This is a genomic window from Microbispora sp. NBRC 16548 (genome assembly GCF_030268985.1).
Taxonomy (GTDB): domain Bacteria; phylum Actinomycetota; class Actinomycetes; order Streptosporangiales; family Streptosporangiaceae; genus Microbispora; species Microbispora catharanthi.
In genome coordinates this window covers 474,185-493,679 of the sequence record NZ_BSSF01000003.1, presented here as the reverse complement: position 1 = coordinate 493,679, position 19,495 = coordinate 474,185, and the positions used below count along the sequence as shown (strand labels likewise).

Annotated in this window: 13 protein-coding genes; 12 read left to right on the top strand and 1 reads right to left on the bottom strand. The window is 72.7% G+C overall.

The window, feature by feature from the left end:
* Nucleotides 1–102 precede the first annotated feature (102 nt).
* The 11 genes from QSK36_RS10125 to QSK36_RS10075 all read left to right on the top strand — a co-directional run bounded on the left by QSK36_RS10125 (nt 103) and on the right by QSK36_RS10075 (nt 14,870).
* Nucleotides 103–2,202 (top strand): molybdopterin oxidoreductase family protein, encoded by a 2,100-nt coding sequence (locus QSK36_RS10125; protein WP_285782314.1) that lies wholly within the window; start codon nt 103–105, stop codon nt 2,200–2,202.
* Nucleotides 2,199–3,608, top strand: coding sequence for an FAD-dependent oxidoreductase (locus QSK36_RS10120; protein ID WP_285782172.1), 1,410 nt, complete (start codon nt 2,199–2,201; stop codon nt 3,606–3,608). Before QSK36_RS10125 ends, QSK36_RS10120 begins: the two co-directional genes overlap by 4 nt.
* Nucleotides 3,605–6,076, top strand: coding sequence for a nitrite reductase large subunit NirB (nirB, locus tag QSK36_RS10115; protein ID WP_285782171.1), 2,472 nt, complete (start codon nt 3,605–3,607; stop codon nt 6,074–6,076). Before QSK36_RS10120 ends, nirB begins: the two co-directional genes overlap by 4 nt.
* Nucleotides 6,073–6,429, top strand: a complete 357-nt coding sequence (gene nirD, locus QSK36_RS10110; protein ID WP_139573011.1) for a nitrite reductase small subunit NirD — start codon at nt 6,073–6,075, stop codon at nt 6,427–6,429. The genes nirB and nirD overlap by 4 nt, the downstream gene beginning before the upstream one ends.
* A complete protein-coding gene (locus QSK36_RS10105) occupies nt 6,426–7,589 on the top strand; it encodes a uroporphyrinogen-III synthase (RefSeq protein ID WP_139573010.1) in 1,164 nt (387 codons plus the stop codon). Before nirD ends, QSK36_RS10105 begins: the two co-directional genes overlap by 4 nt.
* Complete coding sequence (locus tag QSK36_RS10100; RefSeq protein WP_285782170.1) at nt 7,586–8,299, top strand: sirohydrochlorin chelatase; 714 nt, start codon at nt 7,586–7,588, stop codon at nt 8,297–8,299. Before QSK36_RS10105 ends, QSK36_RS10100 begins: the two co-directional genes overlap by 4 nt.
* Nucleotides 8,300–8,661: 362 nt before the next feature.
* A complete protein-coding gene (gene epsC, locus QSK36_RS10095) occupies nt 8,662–10,632 on the top strand; it encodes a serine O-acetyltransferase EpsC (protein ID WP_285782169.1) in 1,971 nt (656 codons plus the stop codon).
* A gap of 56 nt (nt 10,633–10,688) precedes the next feature.
* Nucleotides 10,689–11,951: an ATP-binding protein gene (locus QSK36_RS10090; RefSeq protein ID WP_285782168.1), complete on the top strand. Its 1,263-nt coding sequence runs from the start codon at nt 10,689–10,691 to the stop codon at nt 11,949–11,951.
* Nucleotides 11,948–13,261, top strand: a complete 1,314-nt coding sequence (locus QSK36_RS10085; RefSeq protein ID WP_285782167.1) for an MFS transporter — start codon at nt 11,948–11,950, stop codon at nt 13,259–13,261. Before QSK36_RS10090 ends, QSK36_RS10085 begins: the two co-directional genes overlap by 4 nt.
* Complete coding sequence (locus tag QSK36_RS10080; RefSeq protein WP_183531245.1) at nt 13,261–13,938, top strand: TRM11 family SAM-dependent methyltransferase; 678 nt, start codon at nt 13,261–13,263, stop codon at nt 13,936–13,938. Before QSK36_RS10085 ends, QSK36_RS10080 begins: the two co-directional genes overlap by 1 nt.
* Nucleotides 13,935–14,870 carry a PLP-dependent cysteine synthase family protein gene (locus QSK36_RS10075; protein ID WP_183531246.1) on the top strand — a complete coding sequence of 312 codons (936 nt, stop codon included), beginning with the start codon at nt 13,935–13,937 and terminating at the stop codon, nt 14,868–14,870. Before QSK36_RS10080 ends, QSK36_RS10075 begins: the two co-directional genes overlap by 4 nt.
* A 23-nt stretch (nt 14,871–14,893) precedes the next feature.
* Here QSK36_RS10075 and QSK36_RS10070 read toward each other — a convergent pair whose 3' ends face one another.
* Nucleotides 14,894–15,748: a PAC2 family protein gene (locus tag QSK36_RS10070; RefSeq protein ID WP_139573006.1), complete on the bottom strand. Its 855-nt coding sequence runs from the start codon at nt 15,746–15,748 to the stop codon at nt 14,894–14,896.
* A 218-nt stretch (nt 15,749–15,966) separates the two neighbouring features.
* Between QSK36_RS10070 and metH the strand changes: the two genes are divergently transcribed.
* Complete coding sequence (metH, locus tag QSK36_RS10065; protein WP_285782166.1) at nt 15,967–19,431, top strand: methionine synthase; 3,465 nt, start codon at nt 15,967–15,969, stop codon at nt 19,429–19,431.
* Nucleotides 19,432–19,495 lie beyond the last annotated feature (64 nt).

Sequence of the window (19,495 nt, the reverse complement as noted above, 5' to 3'; positions counted from 1 at the left end):
GGCGCCTTGTAGCACAGCGGTAACAGAAGGGACCCAGCGGTGAAACCGCCTGTCAGCACCATCGGATCCATGCCGATCTCACTGCACGCTCCCGGTCCTGTGATGTCACAGGCCTCCGCGGGCACCGCCGTGGGCTCCGCCACGCACTGCCCGTACTGCGCGCTCCAGTGCGGCATGTACGTCGCGAAGGGCGAGATCACTCCACGGGAGGACATCCCGGCCAACGCCGGCGGCCTGTGCCAGAAGGGCTGGACGGCGGCCGAGCTGCTGACCTCGCCGGAACGGCTCACCGCCCCGCTGCTGCACGGCAGCCCGGTGAGCTGGGACGAGGCGCTCGACTACGTCGCCGCCCGGATCGAGGCCATCGGGGCCGCGCACGGCCCGGACGCCGTGGCGGTGTTCGGCGGCGGCGGGCTGACCAACGAGAAGGCATACCAGCTCGGCAAGTTCGCCAGGGTCGCGCTGCGGACCAGCCAGATCGACTACAACGGCAGGTTCTGCATGTCCTCGGCTGCGGCCGCGGTCAACCGGGCCTTCGGCATGGACCGGGGGCTGCCGTTCCCCATCACCGACATCGCCCGCGCCGACGCCGTCCTGCTCGCAGGGGGCAACGTCGCCGAGACCATGCCCCCCTTCGTGCGCCACCTGATCGCGATGCGGTCCGGAGGCGGCCGGCTCGTCGTCGTCGACCCGCGCCTCACCCAGACCGCCAAGATGGCCGACCTGCACCTGCAGGTCACCCCGGGCACCGACCTCGCGCTCGCGCTCGGCCTGCTGCACATCGCGATCGCCGAAGGGTACGCCGACCTGGACTACCTGGCCGCCCGCACGACCGGCTTCGAGGAGGTGTGCACCTCCGTGTCGGCCTGGTGGCCCGAGCGGGTGGAGCGCGTCACCGGCGTCCCGGTCGCGCGGATGCGCGAGGCCGTACGGATCCTCGGCGAGGCCGAGCGCGCGATGGTGCTGACCGGCCGGGGCGCCGAGCAGCACGCCAAGGGCACCGACACGGTCACGGCGTTCGTCAACCTGGCGCTCACCCTCGGGCTGCCCGGCCGTGAGGGCTCCGGCTACGGCTGCCTGACCGGCCAGGGCAACGGCCAGGGCGGCAGGGAGCACGGCCAGAAGGCCGACCAGCTCCCCGGCTACCGGAAGATCGACGACCCGGCGGCGCGGGCGCACGTCGCGGCCGTGTGGGGGATCGACCCGGCCGACCTGCCCGGCCCCGGCCGGTCCGCGTACGAGCTGCTGGACGCCCTCGGCACGGCGGAGGGACCGAGGGCGCTGCTGCTGTTCGGCTCCAATCCCGTCGTCTCCGCGCCGCGCGCCGGGCACGTCGCCCGGCGGCTGGACGCGCTCGACCTGCTCGTGGTCTCCGACTTCGTGCTGTCGGAGACCGCGGCCATGGCCGACGTCGTGCTCCCCACGACCCAGTGGGCCGAGGAGGCGGGCACGATGACCAACCTGGAGGGCCGGGTCCTGCTGCGCCGCCAGGCCGCCGCGCCGCCACCGGGCGCGCGCAGCGACCTGGAGATCCTGCGGGGCCTCGCCGAGCGGCTCGGCTGCGGCGAGAAGTTCCCCGCCGACCCGCGCACGGTCTTCGACGAGCTGCGCCGGGCCTCCGCCGGGGGCGTCGCCGACTACTCCGGCATCACCTACGAGCGCATCGCGGCCGAGACCGGCGTGTTCTGGCCGTGTCCGGAGACGGCGGGGGAGCCACACTCTGATCCACACCCCGGAACGCCGCGGCCGTTCCTCGACGGCTTCGCCACCCCGGACGGCCGGGCCCGCCTGGTGCCGGTGGACCACCGCCCGCCCGCCGAGGACGTGGACGAGGAGTTCCCGCTCTACCTGACGTCGGGGCGGGTGCTCGCCCACTACCAGTCGGGGGCGCAGACGCGCCGCATCCACCCGCTCACGCAGGCGTCGCCCGAGGTGTTCGTGGAGCTTCACCCGGACCTCGCCGAGCGGCTCGGCGTCGCCCCCGGCGACCGCGTCCGGGTGCGCAGCCGCCGGGGCGCCGCCGAGGGCGTGGCGCGCGTGAACGCCTCGATCCGGCCGGACACGCTGTTCATGCCGTTCCACTGGGAGGGCGTCAACCTGCTCACCAACCCGGCGCTCGACCCCACGTCGCGGATGCCGGAGTTCAAGGTCTGCGCCGCCGCGATCGAGCGGTGCGCCGAAGACGGGGAGCGTGTCGCGTGAGGCTCGTCGTGGTGGGGAACGGGATGGCGGGCTCGCGCCTGGTGAGCGAGGTCCGCGCCCGGGACAAGGACGCGAAGATCACGGTGTTCGGCGCCGAGGCGTGGCAGCCGTACAACCGGGTCCTGCTGTCGAACGTGGTGGCCGGCACGTCGAGCCCGGACCAGGTCCGGCTCCTCGACCCCCGCTGGTACGCCGACCACGGCGTGACCGTCCGCCTCGGTGTCGAGGTCACCGCGATCGACCGGGACTGCCAGACGGTGGTCGCCGCCGACGGGACGCGCGAGCCGTACGACGTGCTCGTGCTGGCCATGGGCAGCGAGCCGGTCGTCCCGCCGATCCCTGGCGTGGAGCGGGCGACGGCGTTCCGCACGCTGGACGACTGCGAGCGGATCAGGGAGGCCGCCGCGAGCGCGCGCAGCGCGGTCGTGGTCGGCGGCGGGCTGCTCGGCATCGAGGCGGCGCGGGGCCTGGCCGGCCGGGGCGTCCCGGTGACGCTGCTGCACCTGGCCGGGCACCTGATGGAGCGCCAGCTCGACGAGGAGGCCGGGCTCATCCTCCGCGAGACGCTCGGCGGGCTCGGCGTCGCCATCCGCACGGGCGTCACCGTGAGCGCGATACGCGAGCGGCACGTGGAGCTCGCCGGCGGTGAGCTGATCGATGCCGACCTGGTCGTGCTGGCCTGCGGCGTGCGCCCGGTCGTCGGGCTCGCCCGCGACGCGGGGCTGGAGGTCGAGCGCGGCGTCGTCGTGGACGACGAGTTGCGCACCGACGACCCGTCGATCTTCGCGATCGGGGAGTGCGCCCAGCACGCCGGCCGCGTCTACGGACTGGTCGCCCCCGGCTGGGAGCAGGCGTCGGTCGTGGCCGACCTCGTCACCGGCGCCGACAAGGGCGCGCGTTACCGGGGCTCGCGGCTGGTCACCCGGCTGAAGGCCAGGAGCGTGGAGCTCGCGGCGATGGGGGAGACCCAGCTGACGGAGGACGAGGCGGAGATCGTCCGCTTCTCCCACCGGCACAAGGGCACCTACCGCAAACTCGTCATCCGGGACGGCCGGCTGGTCGGCGCGATCCTGCTGGGCGAGACCTCCGCGGTGGGCACGCTGACCCAGCTCTTCGACCGGGGAGGTCCCCTGCCCGGCGACCGCACCGGGCTGCTGTTCCCCGATCTCGCGGGAGCGGGCGGCGCCGCGGTGGCCGACAGCCCCACCCGGATGCCGGACTCGGCCCGGGTCTGCCAGTGCAACAACGTGACGAAGGGCCAGATCAGGGCGTGCTGGGAATCCGGCGCGCGGAACGTGGAGGCCGTGGCCGCCGCGACGAGGGCCACCACCGGTTGCGGGAGCTGCCGCGACGCGGTCGAGGGCATCGTCGGCTGGCTGTGTGAGCAGGAAGGCGTGAGCGCATGAAGGACCGCAAGCGGATGAGACTCGTCGTTGTAGGACACGGCCCGACGGCACACCGCCTGATCGAGACGCTCGCCGGCCGGGGCTTCGACGGGACGGTCACCGTTTTCGGGGAGGAGCCCCGCCCGGCCTACGACCGAGTGGCGCTGACCTCCTATCTCAGCGGCAAGAGCGTCGAGGACCTCACCTATCCGGTGCCGGACGGCGTCACGCTCAGGACCGGCGTCCGCGTCACCGCGATCGACCGCGCGAACCGCACCGTCACCACCGACGCCGGCGACAGCGAGCCGTACGACGTGCTGGTGCTGGCCACCGGGTCGGCGCCGTTCGTGCCGCCGGTGCCGGGCCGGGACCTGCCGGGCTGCTTCGTGTACCGGACGATCGACGACCTGGACGCCATCAGGGACGCGTCGCGGGACGCCCGCGCGGGCGTGGTCATCGGCGGCGGCCTGCTCGGCCTGGAGGCGGCCGACGCCCTGCGCGGGCTCGGCCTCGACACGCACGTCATCGAGATGAGCGGCTGGCTCATGCCGCGCCAGGTGGACGAGGGCGGCGGCTCGGTGCTGCGCGGGCACGTCGAGGGGCTCGGGCTGACGATCCACACGGGCGCGGGCGTGCGGTCGATCGAGGCCGGCCCGGACGGCCGGGTCACCTCGCTCGTGAAGCCCGACGGCGAGGCGATCGACACGCAGGTCGTGGTCTTCTCCGCCGGCATCCGGCCGCGGGACGAGCTCGCCCGCGCCTGCGGCCTGGAGGTCGGCGAGCGCGGCGGCATCGTGGTCGACGCGGGCATGCGCACCTCCGACGAGCACATCTACGCGATCGGCGAGTGCGCCCTGGCCGGGGGCATGGTCTACGGCCTCGTCGGGCCATGCAACACGCAGGCGGAGGTGGCCGCAGAGCGGATCCTGGACGGGCCGGCCGCCTTCACCGGCGCCGACATGTCCACCAAACTCAAGCTGCTCGGCGTGGACGTGGCCCAGTTCGGCGCCATGTCGGGCGCGCTCGACGTCACCTACATGGACCCCGTGGGCGGCGTCTACAAGCGGCTGTTCATCAGCGACGACGCCAAGACCCTGCTCGGCGGCATCTGCGTCGGCGACGCCGCGCCGTACAACGCGCTGCGGCCGTTCGTCGGCAAGCCGCTGCCCGGCGCGCCGAGCGATCTGCTGTTCGCCGGCGCGGGCAAGGCGTCGGTCGACCTGCCCGACGACGCGCAGGTCTGCTCCTGCAACAACGTCACCAAGGGAAAGATCTGCGCGGCCATCGCCGACAAGGGCCTGACCGACGTGCAGGGCATCAAGGACTGCACCCGGGCCGGCACCACCTGCGGAAGCTGCGTGCCGATGCTCAAGCAGATCCTGGTGAAGTCGGGCGTCGACGTCGGCAAGGCGCTGTGCGAGCACTTCCCGCACAGCAGGGCCGAGCTGTTCGACATCGTCAACGTCCGGGGGATCACGACGTTCTCCCAGCTCATCGCCGAGCACGGGACCGGCCGCGGCTGTGACATCTGCAAGCCCGCGGTCGCCTCGATCCTCGCCTCCCTGGGCCGCGGCCACATCCTCGACGGCGAGCAGGCCGCGCTGCAGGACACCAACGACCAGTTCCTGGCCAACATCCAGAAGAACGGCACCTACTCGGTCGTCCCGCGCATCCCGGGCGGCGAGATCACTCCGGACAAGCTCATCGTGATCGGAGAGGTGGCCCGCGACTTCGGGCTCTACACGAAGATCACCGGAGCGCAGCGCATCGACCTGCTCGGGGCCCGGGTCGAGCAGCTGCCCGCCATCTGGCGCCGCCTCGTCGACGCCGGCTTCGAGTCCGGCCACGCGTACGGCAAGGCGCTGCGGACGGTGAAGTCCTGCGTCGGGTCCACCTGGTGCCGGTACGGCGTGCAGGACTCGGTGGGCCTGGCCATCGCCCTGGAGTTGCGCTACCGGGGGCTGCGCTCGCCGCACAAGCTGAAGTCGGCCGTGTCCGGCTGCGCCAGGGAGTGCGCCGAGGCCCGGTCGAAGGACTTCGGCATCATCGCGACCGAGCAGGGCTGGAACCTCTACGTGGGCGGCAACGGCGGTTTCACGCCCCGCCACGCCGACCTGCTCGCGTCCGACCTGTCCACCGACGAACTGGTCAGGACGATCGACAGGTTCCTGATGTTCTACATCCGCACCGCCGACCGGCTCCAGCGCACCGCCGCGTGGCTGGAGAACCTGGACGGCGGGCTCGACTACCTCCGTGAGGTGATCATGGAGGACTCGCTCGGCATCTGCGCCGAACTCGACGCGCAGATGGAGCGGCACGTGTCCACGTACGTCGACGAGTGGCGCGCCACCATCGAGGACCCCGACAAGCTGCGCCGCTTCGTCAGCTTCGTCAACGCCCCCGGCGTGCCCGACCCCTCGATCTCCTTCGAGACCGAGCGCGACCAGATCAAGCCGATGCCAATCCCACTGGAGGTGACCCGCAGATGACCATCCTCGACGCGACGCCGGCCCTTGCCGGCCACTGGACCCCGGTCTGCTCCTACACCGACCTGCTGCCCGAGCAGGGCGCGGCGGTGCTCGTCGGCGACCGGCAGGTGGCGGTCTTCCGCACCTTCGACGGCGCCCTGTACGCCCTGGGCAACCTCGACCCGTTCAGCGGGGCGTACGTGATGTCCCGGGGCATCGTCGGCACCAGGAACGGCGAGCCGACCGTGGCCTCGCCCATGCACAAGCAGGTGTTCTCGCTGGTGACCGGTGTGTGCGCGGACGGCTCCGGCGTCGCCGTGCCGACCTACCCCATCCGAGTCACCGACGGAACCGTGGAGGTGAGCGTGGTATGACCGCGCTGGTGGACGAGACCCCGATGAGTCTGGAGACGGCGCCGGACGCGCTGGCCGGGTTCACGATCGGGGTGACGGCGACCCGCCGCAGCGAGGAGCTGGCCGCGCTCCTCGAACGGCGGGGCGCCCGGGTCGTGCGGGCGCCCGCGATCCGCATCGTGCCGCTCGCGGAGGACGCCGGGCTGCTCGCCGCGACCCGGGCCTGCCTGGAGGCGCCCGTCGACGACGTGGTCATCACCACGGGCGTGGGGTTCCGCGGCTGGATGGCGGCGGCGGAGGGCTGGGGCCTGTCCGCCGACCTGAACGCGCACCTGGGCCGCGCGCGGCTGCTCGCCCGCGGCCCCAAGGCGCGCGGGGCCGTCCGCGCGGCCGGCCTGGTGGACTTCTGGACGCCGGCCACGGAGTCGTGCGAGGAGGTCAAGGAGTACCTGCTCGCGCAGGACCTGCACGGCCGCCGCATCGCCGTGCAGCTGCACGGCGAGCCGCTGGACGGCTTCGTCGCGTCGCTGCGGGAGGCGGGCGCCGAGGTGATCGAGGTGCCGGTCTACCGGTGGCTGCCCTACCGCGACACCTCGCCGCTGCGCCGCCTGATCAGCCAGGCGATCACCGGCTCGGTGGACGCGGTGGCCTTCACCAGCGCGCCCGCCGTGCTGGCCATGCTCGGCGCCGCCCGCGCCGACGGGCTGGAGGACGCGCTGCTCGCCGCGTTCGGCACCCGCGTGGTGGCGGCCTGCGTGGGCCCGGTCACGGCCGGGCCGCTGACCCAGCGCGGCGTGCCGGTCGTCCAGCCCGACCGGGCCCGCCTTGGCGCGCTCGCCCGGACCCTCGCCCGCCACCTGCCGGAAAGCGGCGTCACGCGGCTCGTCGCCGGCGGGCACGAGCTGGAGATCCGCGGCCACGCCGTGGTGGTCGACGGCGAGCTCAAGCCGCTGCCGCCCGCACCGATGGCCGTGCTCAAGCGGCTCGCCGAGCGCCCCGGGCACGTCGTGAACCGGGCCGACCTGCGGGTCGTGCTGCCCGGCGGCCCGTCCCGCGACTCGGCCGAGCACGCGGTCGAGATGGCCATCACCCGCCTGCGCCGGGCGCTCGGCCCCTCGGGCATCGTCGAGACCGTCGTCAAGCGCGGCTACCGCCTCGCCTGCGGCCGGGACGAACGGTGACCCCGACCCTCGTGATGGCGGCGCACGGGGCGCGCAGCGGCCACTGGGAGTCGGTCATGGACTCCCTGGCGGCCCGGGTGCGCCGCGCCAGGCCCGGCGCGCCGGTCGAACTCGGGTTCCTGGAGATCAGCGCGCCGCTGCTGTCCGACGTGCTGTCGCGGGTGGCCGGGCCGGTCGTGGTGGTCCCCATGCTGCTCGCCGGGGGATACCACGCGCACATCGACCTGCCGGCCGTCGTCGCCCGCACCCGGCCCGACGCGGTCGTCGCCGGGCAGCTCGGGCCGCACCCGCTGCTGACCTCGGTGCTGGCGCGCCGTCTGGCCGAGGCCGGCCTGCGGCCCTGTGACACCGTGATCCTGGGCGCGGCCGGCTCGTCCGACCCCGTCGCGCTCGACGACGTCCGCGCCGCCGCCCGGCTGCTGTCCGTACGGCTCTCGCGTCCCGTCACCGCCGCCTTCGCCTCGGCCGGGACGCCCACGCTCGCCGAGGCGCTTGAGCGCACCAGGGCCGGCCTCGCCCCGCGCGTCGCCGTCGCCTCCTACCTGCTCGCGCCCGGCTTCTTCCACGACCGGTTGGCGAGCAGCGGCGCGGACCTGGTCAGCGCGCCCCTCGGCGTGGACGACGACCTGGCCGCTCTCGTCTGGGCCCGCTTCGACGAGGCCCTCGCCCGGCCCGCCCGCGCGCCGCGCCCCGCCGGCACCCGGGCCTGAGCGGACCGCGTCCGCGCCTTTCTCTCTTTTTTGCCGCGCCGGTCTGCTCGCAGGCCGGCGCGTGCGCATTCTGCGACTCCGTCGCTCCTGAGAATGCACCCCCTTGGGCTCGGATAATTCGGTACGACGCCTGTCCGGTTGGGGTTGTCGGCCCGCTGATTACCGGTCGAAGGCCGGTCGGGTAGGGGTTGACCTGTGGTTCCAGGGCCATCACGCTTACCCAATAACCGAGGAAAAAGGGTCCGTAATTCACTTTCCCGGAAATGGCCGTGGAGCATCTCCCGGCCAGTGGCGGTCTGCCGTTCCATCGATCCGGGTTTTCATTCATGGTTATTCGCCGAGGTGAATGTGAGGAGGCGAAGATGCCGCATGCCGATTTCAGGTCTTCTCCGCCGCCCCCGGGAAGCGAACGGCCGGAGAGACTGCTGCGCCTCCTGGCCGAGGACCTGCGGACGATCGTCGAGCGGGACCCGTCCGTGCGCGACCGGAAGGAGGCGTTGCTGCACCCGGCGCTCCCGGCGCTATGGCTGCACCGGGTCGCCCACCGGCTGCACCGGCGCGGCCGGCGACTGCCGGCCCGGCTGCTGATGCTCGTCGCACGGTTCGTCACCGGGGTGGAGATCCACCCGGGTGCGGTGCTCGGGCGCAGGGTCTTCGTCGACCACGGTGCGGCCGTGGTGATCGGGGAGACCGCGGTCGTGGGCGACGACGTGACCATCTACCACCAGGTGACCCTGGGGGCGGTCGGCTGGTGGCGCGACAACCTGCGCGCGGAAGGGGAACGGCGGCACCCGGTGATCGGAGCCCGCGTGGTGCTGGGCGTCGGCGCGGCCGTTCTCGGCCCGGTGCGCGTGGGAGACGACGCCGTCATCGGGGCGCGGGCGCTCGTCCTCGACGACGTGCCCGCCGGCGCGCGCGTCCTCGCCTCCGCCGGGACCGTGTCACCGCCTCGCGCCGGCACGGCGTCCCGTACGGCCCGAGCCGACCTGCCCCGACCCCCCGAAGAAAGGAATGGATCGATGAATCCGGACAGCACGGTCCTGATAGTCGGCGCCACGGACGAAACCGTGCGCAAGGCCAAGGAGCTGGGCCTGACCGTCCTGCTGCTCCAGCACCCCACCAAGGTCAGCCCCGAGCAGGAGGAGCTCGCCGACGTCCTGCGCGTCCTGGACTACACCGACTGGGCGGCCGTCGAGCCCGTCGCGAGGGAACTGTGGCAGGAGCCGGGGTTCCGCGTCGCGCTGTCCATCACCGAGCCGGGGCTGGAGAACGCGGGACGGGTCAACGACCTGTTCGGCCTGGGCGGCACCGGCTACGAGGTCACCAGGAGGTTCCGCGACAAACTGGCCATGCGCCGCCACCTCGCGTCGGTTCCGGGCGCTGAGCTCGACCCCTCCGCGGTGGCCGCCGCGCCGCTCCTGCGGCGAGAGGACCTGGACTCCTTCGGCGCCGTCCACGGCTACCCGTTCATCGTCAAGCCGACCGACGCGACCGCGAGCATCGGCGTCTTCCGGGTCGGGGGGCCGGAGGACGCCGAGCAGGTCTGGGCCACGGTGGAAGGGCTGCGCGGCACCCGGACCGACCGGGTCTCGACCATGTACCTCCTGCGGGACTTCCTCATCGAGGAGTACGTCGAGGGACCGGAGTTCAGCGTCGAGGCGTTCAGCTTCGCGGGCCGCCACGTCGTGGTGGCGATCACCGAGAAGTTCGTGCACGCCGACCGGTTCGCGGAGCTCGGCCACGCCGTGCCCGCCCGGCTGGACGAGCCGGTCCAGGAGCGGGTCCGCGCGAGCGTGCGCCGCTTCCTCGACCTGATCGGTCTCAGGGACGGCGTCACGCACACCGAGCTGCGGCTCGGCCCGCACGGCCCGGTGATCATCGAGAGCCACAACCGCGTCGCCGGCGACATGATTCCGGAGCTCGTGCGCGGCGCCTACGGCATCGACCTGGTCGAATATGCCCTGGGCTGGCCGTTCGGGCTGGTCCCCGAGCTGCCGGACCGGCCGGAGGCGCACGCAGGGGCCAGCGTCCGCTCCCTGGTGAGCGAGCCGGGCCGGGTCGAGTCGGTGGAGGGTGTCGCCGACGCCGCGGCGCGGGACGGCGTCCTCGACGTGCGCGTCACCGCCAAGCCCGGCGACACCGTGCACGCGTTGCGCGACAACTGGGACCGGCTCGGCCTGGTGGCGGTGACCGGCCCCGACACGGACGCGGCCATCCGCCGCGGCGCGGAGGTCATCGACGACGCCATCCGGATCCGGATCGTGGGCGAGGACGGACGGTCCTGGCTCGCGCACGCGGCCGAGGCCCGATCCCTGGCGGAGGTGCCGGCATGAGCGAGCGAAGCGAGCGAATCAACAAGCACAGTGATTCGCTCAGGCGAGGGGGTGACATGAGCGTCGTCATCGTCCACCGCAACCCGTTGGAGCCGTTCCCGTACGACCGCTGGCTGCGCGACCACGAGGGCCCGGTGGTGATCCTCGCCGCCCGCGACAGGTTCGAGCCGTTCGGCGAGCGGATCCCCGAAGGGAACCTCGGCTACACGCACCTGGAGCTCTTCGACCACGACGACGAGGTGGCCGGGCGGGTCGCGCGCCTCGCCGCCGAGTACGGCGCCACGCACCTCATCGGGGAGCACGAGGCCGACGTGCTGCGCGTGGCCACCCTGCGCGAGGAGCTCGGGCTGCCCGGCGCGCGGGCCGCCGACGTGCTGCCGTTCCGGGACAAGGCCCTGATGAAGGAGCACGCGGCGCGGGCCGGCGTGGAGGTCGCCCCGCACGCCGTGCCGCGGACCGCGGCGGACGTGCTGGCCTTCGCCGGCGTCCACGGGTTCCCCCTCGTGGTCAAGAACAGGGCCGGTTTCAACTCCATCGGCCTGCGCATCCTGCGCGACCGGGACGCGCTGACGGCCTTCCTCACCGAGGCGTACGGCTCGCAGCGCGACGACCTGCTGCTGGAGGCGTACGTGCCCGGCCGCATGTGCCACGTCGACGGGCTGGTGGTGGACGGCGAGGTCGTGCTGGCCTGGCCCTCGCAGTACCAGTACGAGCTGGCGTCGTTCGGCACCGACCCAGGCTCCCGGGTCGACCTGGCGCTCGACCCCGGCGACCCGCTCACCGGCCGCCTGCTGGAGCTGACCGGGCGGACGCTGGCGGCGCTGCGGCGGCCCGGCGGCCGGCTGCGCGACCACGCCTTCCACGCGGAGATCTTCCACACGCCCGACGACCGGCTGGTGCTGTGCGAGATCGCCTGCCGGTCCGGCGGCGGGAAGATCCGCGAGGTCTTCCACACCCTGTTCGGGGTCAACCTCGCCGAGTGCTCCATCCGGGCCCAGCTCGGCCTGCCGCTGCCCGACGCGGAGCGGGCCGTACGCCCCGGGCGGCGGCCGGAGCCGGCGCGGATGGCCGGTCAGGTGCTGATGATGAAGCGGCCGGGACTCATCCAGGCGCTGCCCGACGTCCCGCGGGAGCCCTGGGTGGAGCACTTCTGGCTCTACGCGAAGCCGGGCCAGGTGGTCCCGCCCGCCTCGGGCTCGGCCGACTTCCTGACCGTGGCCATCGCCTCGGCCCCCTCCCGGGCGGAGTGCGAGCGCAGGCTGCGCTCGCTCGGCGCGCGGCTGGAGGAGCAGGTGCGGATCGGGGCGGTGCCGTCGTGACCCGTCCGTCGACGCAGGCACGCTACATGGCCGGAATGGTGGTCGACGCCACCGGCAGCGGCATGTACCTGCCCCTGTCCCTGCTGTTCTTCCACCACGTCACCGGGCTGCCGATCGAGCGGGTCGGCGTCATCATGACCGGGGCGGCGCTGTTCAGCCTGGTCGGCAATCCGATCGCGGGCGTGCTCGTCGACCGCTTCGGCGCGCGGGCCGTCGTCGTGGGCGGCTACGCGGTGCGCGCCGTGGGGTTCGCCGCCTACCCGCTGGTGGACTCGCCGCTGACGATGTTCCTCGCGGTGGCGCTGGTCGCGCTCGGCGACGGCTCCTACCCGCCGTCGATCCAGTCGTTCGTCGCCTCGATCGCGCGGGGCGCGGACCGCGACAGGCTCCTCGCCGCGCAGCGCAGCCTGCGCAACGCCGGACTCGGCGCGGGCGGCCTCATCGCGGGCGCCGCGCTCGGCCTGGGCAGCGACGCCGCCTACCGGGTGATCGTCCTCGTCAGCGCCGCGGCGTTCGCCGGCGCCGCACTGATCCTCCGCACAATCCCTGTTCCCGGAGGCCGGGCTCCTACGGCCCCGCGGGCGGCGACGGACCGGCGAAGCGGGGGATACCGGCTCGTCCTGCGCGATCGCACGTTCCTCGCGCTGACCCTGCAGAACGTGCCGACCGCCTTCGGCTACATGGTGCTGTCGGTGGCGCTGCCCGTCTACGTCACCCAGGAACTGGACGTTCCCGCGTCGCTGGTCGGCGTGCTGTACGCGGTCAACACCGTCGGCATCGCGCTGCTGCAGATCCCGGTGACGCGGCGGCTGATCCGCTATCGGCGCACCCGCACCGTCGCGGCGGGCGCCGCCACGTTCGCGGCGTCGTTCGCGGCGTTCGCCCTGCTGGCCGGGGTTCCCGCGCGGCCGGTCGCCCTGGCCGGGGTCTTCGCCGCGACGGCGCTGTTCACGCTGGGGGAGATGCTGCACGGCGCGCCGCTGTCGGCGCTCGTGTCGAGCGCGGCCCCCGAGGAGACCCGCGGCAGGTACATGGCGGTCTACCAGTTCTCCTGGGCGATCCCGATCACGCTGGCTCCGGCCGTGCTGACCGCGCTGCTGAGCCTGTCACCGGTCTCCATGTGGCTGCTGCTGGCGGGAGGCGTCTCCTGCTCGGCGCTCACCATGCTCCGCCTGGAGTCACGGCTGCCCGCCCGGGCCGTCCACGCGCGGATCCCCGAAGACCCCGAAGACCCCGAAGACCCCGAAGACCCCGAAGACACAGACAACCGTCGCGACGCGACGGCGACACAGAAGGCTGGTGTGGACTGATGGGCAGATCGAGTTGGCATGTGCTGCAGGGAGAGGACCCCGCGTACGCGCTGCCGGAGGCCGCGGGCCAGTGCGGCTGGGTGAGCCAGTTGCGGCCCTTGATCGTCGAGATGAGCCGGCCGGGCGACGTCGTGCTCGACCCGTTCGCCGGCTGGGGGACGACGCTGGTGGCGTGCGCGGTCGAGTCCCGGAAGGGCATCGGCTTGGAGGTTTCGCCGGAGCGCGCGGAGCAGGCGCGAAAGCGCCTGGAGGCGTACCCCGGCCAGACGATGCTGTGCGCCGACGCCCGCACGCCGCCGCTGCCGCCGGAGTCGGTGGACTTCGTCCTGGCCGACCTGCCCTATTTCGGCACCAACCTCGACACCGACTCCTCCGTGGAGGGCCAGTTCTACGCGCTGCGGGACTACGACGAGTACCTGAGCGCGATCGACGAGGCCTTCGCCGCGGTGACGAAGGTCATGCGGCCCGGCGCGCGGGCGGTGCTGGCCGTGCAGAACCGCCGCCTGGCCGGCAGGTTCGTGCCGCTCGCCTGGGACGTCGCCCGCGTGCTCGGCCGGCACCTGACCCTCGGCGACGAGCGGATCCACCTCTACGACCGGCCGGTGAGCGACGACGACCCGATGGTGACCAACCGCTCGCACGAATACCTGCTGGTGGCCGCGAAGGAGCAGGCATGATCCCCCTGATCGGCCGTGAGATAGCGGCCAGGATCGACGATCTCATCGGTGACACGCCCCTGCTCCGCCTCGCCCTCGACGGTCTGCCCCCGTCCGCCACCGTGCTCGCCAAGCTGGAGGCGGCCAACCCGCTGTCGAGCATCAAGGACCGGGTGGCGCTGCGCATGATCGAGGAGGCCGAGGCGTCCGGGGCCCTGACCCCCGGCGCGACCGTGATCGAGTCCACGTCGGGCAACACCGGAATCGCCCTGGCGGCGCTCGCCGTCAGCCGGGGATACCCGTGCGTCGTCGTGATGCCGGACAACGCGTCGCGGGAGCGCACGCTGATCCTGCGCATGCTGGGCGCCCGGGTCGAGTTCACCGACCACGTCCTCGGCTTCCAGGGATGCGTCGACCGGGCGACGGAACTGCACGCCGCCGTCCCCGGGTCCTGGTACGCCCGCCAGCACGAGAACCCCGCCAACGTCATGGCCCACTACACGACCACGGGACCGGAGATCTGGGCCGGCACCGGCGGCGAGGTCGACGTGCTGGTGTGCGGAGTCGGGACCGGCGGCACCCTCACCGGCACGGCCCGCTATCTCCGCGAGCGCAACCCCCGGCTGCGCGTCGTCGCGGTCGAGCCGGAGGGCTCCCCGCTGCTGTCGGGAGGCGCCCCGGGGCCGCACCGGATTCCCGGCCTCAACGGCGGCTTCACGAGCCCCGTCACCGACGTCACCCTCATCGACGACGTGATCACCGTGCCGGACGGCGAGGCGGCCGCCATGACCCGGCTCATCGCGGCTACGACCGGGCTGCTGGTCGGGGTCTCCTCGGGCGCGGCGGCGTACGGCTGCGCGGAACTGGCCCGCCGCGAGGACCTGTCGGGGCGGACGATCGTGACGATCTTCCCGGACACCGGTGAGCGCTACCTCAGCTGGTGGCCGGCCTGACCCGTCGGCGATGTCCCAGCAGGTCAGCGGTCGGTGCCGCGGTCGCGGCGGCGCAGGTAGCGCTCGAACTCCGCCGCGATGGCGTCGCCGCTGGCCTCTGGCAGCTCGGCCGCGTCCTTGCGCTCCTCAAGCTCGCGCACGTACTCGGCCACCTCGCTGTCCTGGGCCGCCAGCTCGTCCACGCCGTGCTCCCAGGCCCGCGCCTCCTCGGCCAGGTCGCCGTACGGCATCGGGATGTCGAGCATGTCCTCGATGCGGCGCAGCAGCGCCAGGGTGGCCTTGGGGTTGGGCGGCTGGGCGACGTAGTGCGGGACCGACGCCCACAGGGACACCGTCCGCAGCCCGGCGGTGCCGAGGGTGTGCTGCAGCACGCCCACGATGCCCGTCGGGCCCTCGTACTTGGTCAGCTCCAGGTTGAGCGCGCGGGCCATGCCGGGGTCGCTGACCGAGCCGGTGATCGGCACCGGCCGGGTGTGCGGCGAGTCGTTGAGCAGCGCGCCGAGCAGGATGGCCAGCTCGATGCCGAGATCGTGGCAGAGCCCGACGATCTCGGCGCAGAACGACCGCCACCGCATGTTGGGCTCGATGCCGCGCAGCAGCACCACGTCGCGCTTGCCGCCCGGCGGGCGGGCCAGCAGCAGCCGGGTCGTCGGCCAGACGATGGAGCGGGTCACGCCGTCGCCGAGCTCGACCACCGGCCGGGTCACCTGGAAGTCGTAGTAGTCCTCGGGGTCCAGCTCGACGAGCGGGGTGGCCTTCCACTCGGACTCGAGGTGCGCGAGCACGCCGCTGGACGCCTCGCCGGCGTCGTTCCATCCCTCGAACGCGGCGATCAGCACCGGGTCGACGAGCTCGGGGAGCCCTTCGAACTCGATCACGCGCCGCCTCCTCACTGGCCTTGTGCAGTATGGCTCAGTCCAAGACTATTCGGTGAGGGGCCCCGTACGTCACCTCCGCCGGGCACCGGCCCGTCGCGCTGCGCCGACCTGCGGCGCCGCGCCGGCGGACGTGGGCCCGCCGTCCCTCACGCAACCGGTATTCCCGTTTCGCGCGCGCGGACGATATTCCATCCGGCGGGGCCGATAGGCTTGCCTCCATGACCAGCAGACCGTCGTTCCGAAAAGTGCTGTCCGAGCGAGTTCTGATCGCCGACGGAGCCATGGGGACGATGCTGCAGTCCTACGACCCCACCCTTGACGACTTCCAGGGCCACGAGGGCTGCAACGACGTGCTCAACGTGAGCCGTCCCGACATCGTGCGGGCCGTGCACGACGCGTATCTGGAGGTGGGCGTCGACTGCGTCGAGACCAACACCTTCAACGCCAACCGTGCGGCCCTGGGCGAGTACGGCATCGCGGACCGCATCTTCGAGCTCTCCGAGGCCGGCGCGCGGCTGGCCAGGGAGCGCGCCGACCACTGGTCGACGCCGGACAGGCCCCGGTTCGTCCTCGGCTCGATGGGCCCCGGCACGAAGCTCCCCACGCTCGGCCACCTGCCGTACGAAACGCTGCGCGACGCCTACCGCGACAACGCCGCCGGCCTGATCGCGGGCGGGGCCGACGCTCTGATCATCGAGACCTGCCAGGACCTGCTGCAGGTGCGGGCGGCGGTCGTCGGCGCGAAGCGGGCGGTCGAGGCCGCCGGGCGGGACGTGCCGATCATCACGCAGGTCACCATCGAGACCAACGGCGCGATGCTGCTCGGCTCCGAGATCGGCGCTGCGCTGACCGCGATCGAGCCGCTCGGCGTCGATCTGATCGGCCTCAACTGCGCCACCGGCCCGACCGAGATGAGCGAGCACCTGCGCTACCTGGCCAGGCACTCGCGGATCCCGATCTCCTGCATGCCGAACGCCGGCCTGCCGCAGCTCACGGCCGACGGCGCGTACTACCCGCTGAGCCCGGGGGAGCTGGCGGACGCGCACGAGGCGTTCACCCGCGACTACGGGCTCGCGCTCGTGGGCGGCTGCTGCGGCACCACGCCCGAGCACCTGCGCCAGGTGGTCGAGCGGGTGGGCGGGCGCGCCCGCGGCGAGCGGCGGCCCCGCCCGGAGGCGGGGGCCGCGTCGCTCTACCAGCACGTGCCGTTCCGGCAGGACACCTCCTACCTCGCCATCGGCGAGCGGACCAACGCCAACGGCTCCAAGGCGTTCCGCGAGGCGATGCTGGCCGGCGACTACGAGGAGTGCGTGGAGATCGCCAGGGCGCAGGCCCGCGACGGCGCGCACATGCTCGACCTGTGCGTCGACTACGTCGGCCGCGACGGGGTCGCCGACATGAAGGAGCTGGCGTTCCGGTTCGCCACCGCCTCGACGCTGCCGATCGTGATCGACTCCACCGAGCCCGCCGTGCTGGAGGCCGGGCTGGAGATGCTCGGCGGCCGGGCCGTGGTCAACTCGGTGAACTACGAGGACGGCGACGGCCCGGACTCGCGCTACCAGAAGATCATGCGTCTGGTGAAGGAGCACGGCGCGGCCGTGGTCGCGCTGACCATCGACGAGGAGGGCCAGGCCCGCACCGCCGAGGGGAAGGTGCGCATCGCCACCCGGCTCATCGAGGACCTGGTGAACACCTGGGGCATGCGGGTCGAGGACATCATCGTCGACTGCCTCACGTTCCCGATCGCGACCGGTCAGGAGGAGACCCGGCGCGACGGCATCGAGACGATCGAGGCGATCCGCGAGCTCAAGCGCCGCTACCCGGGCGTGCAGACCACGCTGGGCGTCTCCAACGTGTCGTTCGGCCTCAACCCGGCGGCCCGCATGGTGCTGAACAGCGTCTTCCTCAACGAGTGCGTCAACGCGGGGCTCGACTCCGCGATCGTGCACGCCTCCAAGATCCTGCCGATGAACCGGATCCCGGACGAGCAGCGCCAGGTCGCGCTCGACCTCGTGTACGACCGCAGGCGCGAGGGCTACGACCCGCTGCAGCGGTTCATGGAGCTGTACGAGGGCGTGGACGCGGCGTCCATGAAGGCCGGCAAGGCGGCCGAGCTGGCCGGGCTGCCCCTGTGGGAGCGGCTGAAGCGGCGGATCATCGACGGCGAGCGCAAGGGCCTGGAGGCCGACCTCGACGAGGGCCTGGCCCAGCGGCCGGCCCTGGAGATCATCAACGACGTGCTGCTCGACGGCATGAAGGTCGTCGGCGACCTGTTCGGCTCCGGCGAGATGCAGCTTCCCTTCGTGCTGCAGTCGGCCGAGGTGATGAAGACCGCCGTGGCCTACCTCGAACCGCACATGGAGAAGGTCGAGGGCAGCAGCAAGGGCCGCATCGTGCTGGCCACGGTCAAGGGCGACGTCCACGACATCGGCAAGAACCTCGTGGACATCATCCTTTCCAACAACGGCTACGACGTCGTGAACCTCGGCATCAAGCAGCCGGTGTCGGCGATCCTGGAGGCCGCAGAGGAGCACCGCGCCGACGTGGTCGGCATGTCCGGGCTCCTGGTCAAGTCCACGGTGGTCATGAAGGAGAACCTCGAGGAGATGAACTCCCGGGGCATCGCGGACAGGTATCCCGTGCTGCTCGGCGGCGCCGCCCTGACCAGGGCGTACGTCGAGCAGGACCTGGCCGACCTCTACCGGGGCGAGGTCCGGTACGCGCGTGACGCGTTCGAGGGCCTGCGCCTCATGGACGCCTTCATGGCGGTCAAGCGCGGTGTGGACGGCGCGACGCTGCCGCCGCTGCGCGCGCGGCGGGTGAAGACCGGCGCCGTGCTGACGCGGACCGCCGAGGAGGACCTGCCGGCCCGCTCCGACGTCGCGGCCGACAACCCGGTGCCCGCCCCGCCGTTCCTCGGCGACCGGATCGTGAAGGGTATCCCGCTGGCCGACTACGCCGCCTTCCTCGACGAACGGGCGACGTTCATGGGCCAGTGGGGCCTCAAGGCCGCCCGGGGCGGCGAGGGCCCGTCGTACGAGGAACTGGTCGAGACCGAGGGCAGGCCACGGCTGCGGATGTGGCTGGAGCGGCTGCAGACGGAGAACCTGCTGGAGGCGGCGGTCGCCTACGGCTACTTCCGCTGCGTCAGCGAGGGCGACAACCTCATCATCCTGGACGACGACGGGAAGGAGCGGACCCGCTTCACCTTCCCGCGGCAGCGGCGCGACCGGCACCTGTGCCTGGCCGACTTCTTCCGCTCCCGCGAGTCCGGGGAGACCGACGTCGTCGCCTTCCAGGTGGTCACGATGGGCAACCGGATCAGCGAGGCCACGGCCGAGCTTTTCGCCAAGGACGCATACCGCGAATACCTGGAGCTCCATGGCCTGTCGGTGCAGCTCACCGAGGCGCTGGCCGAATACTGGCACGCGCGGGTGCGGTCGGAGCTCGGCATCGGCGGCGACGAGTCGCTGGCCGACATGCTCAAGGTGAACATCGCCGGCTGCCGCTACTCCTTCGGCTACCCGGCCTGCCCCAACCTGGAGGACCAGGTGCAGGTCGTGGAGCTGCTCGACCCCGCGCGCATCGGCGTGACGCTGTCGGAGGAGTTCCAGCTCCACCCGGAGCAGGCCACCTCCGCCCTGGTCGTCCACCACCCCGAGGCGAAGTACTTCAACGTCTGACCGGCCGCATGGGCGTTCACGTGCGCCCCTTACCATGTTGGTCCCCCCTGATCGGGGGTCTCAC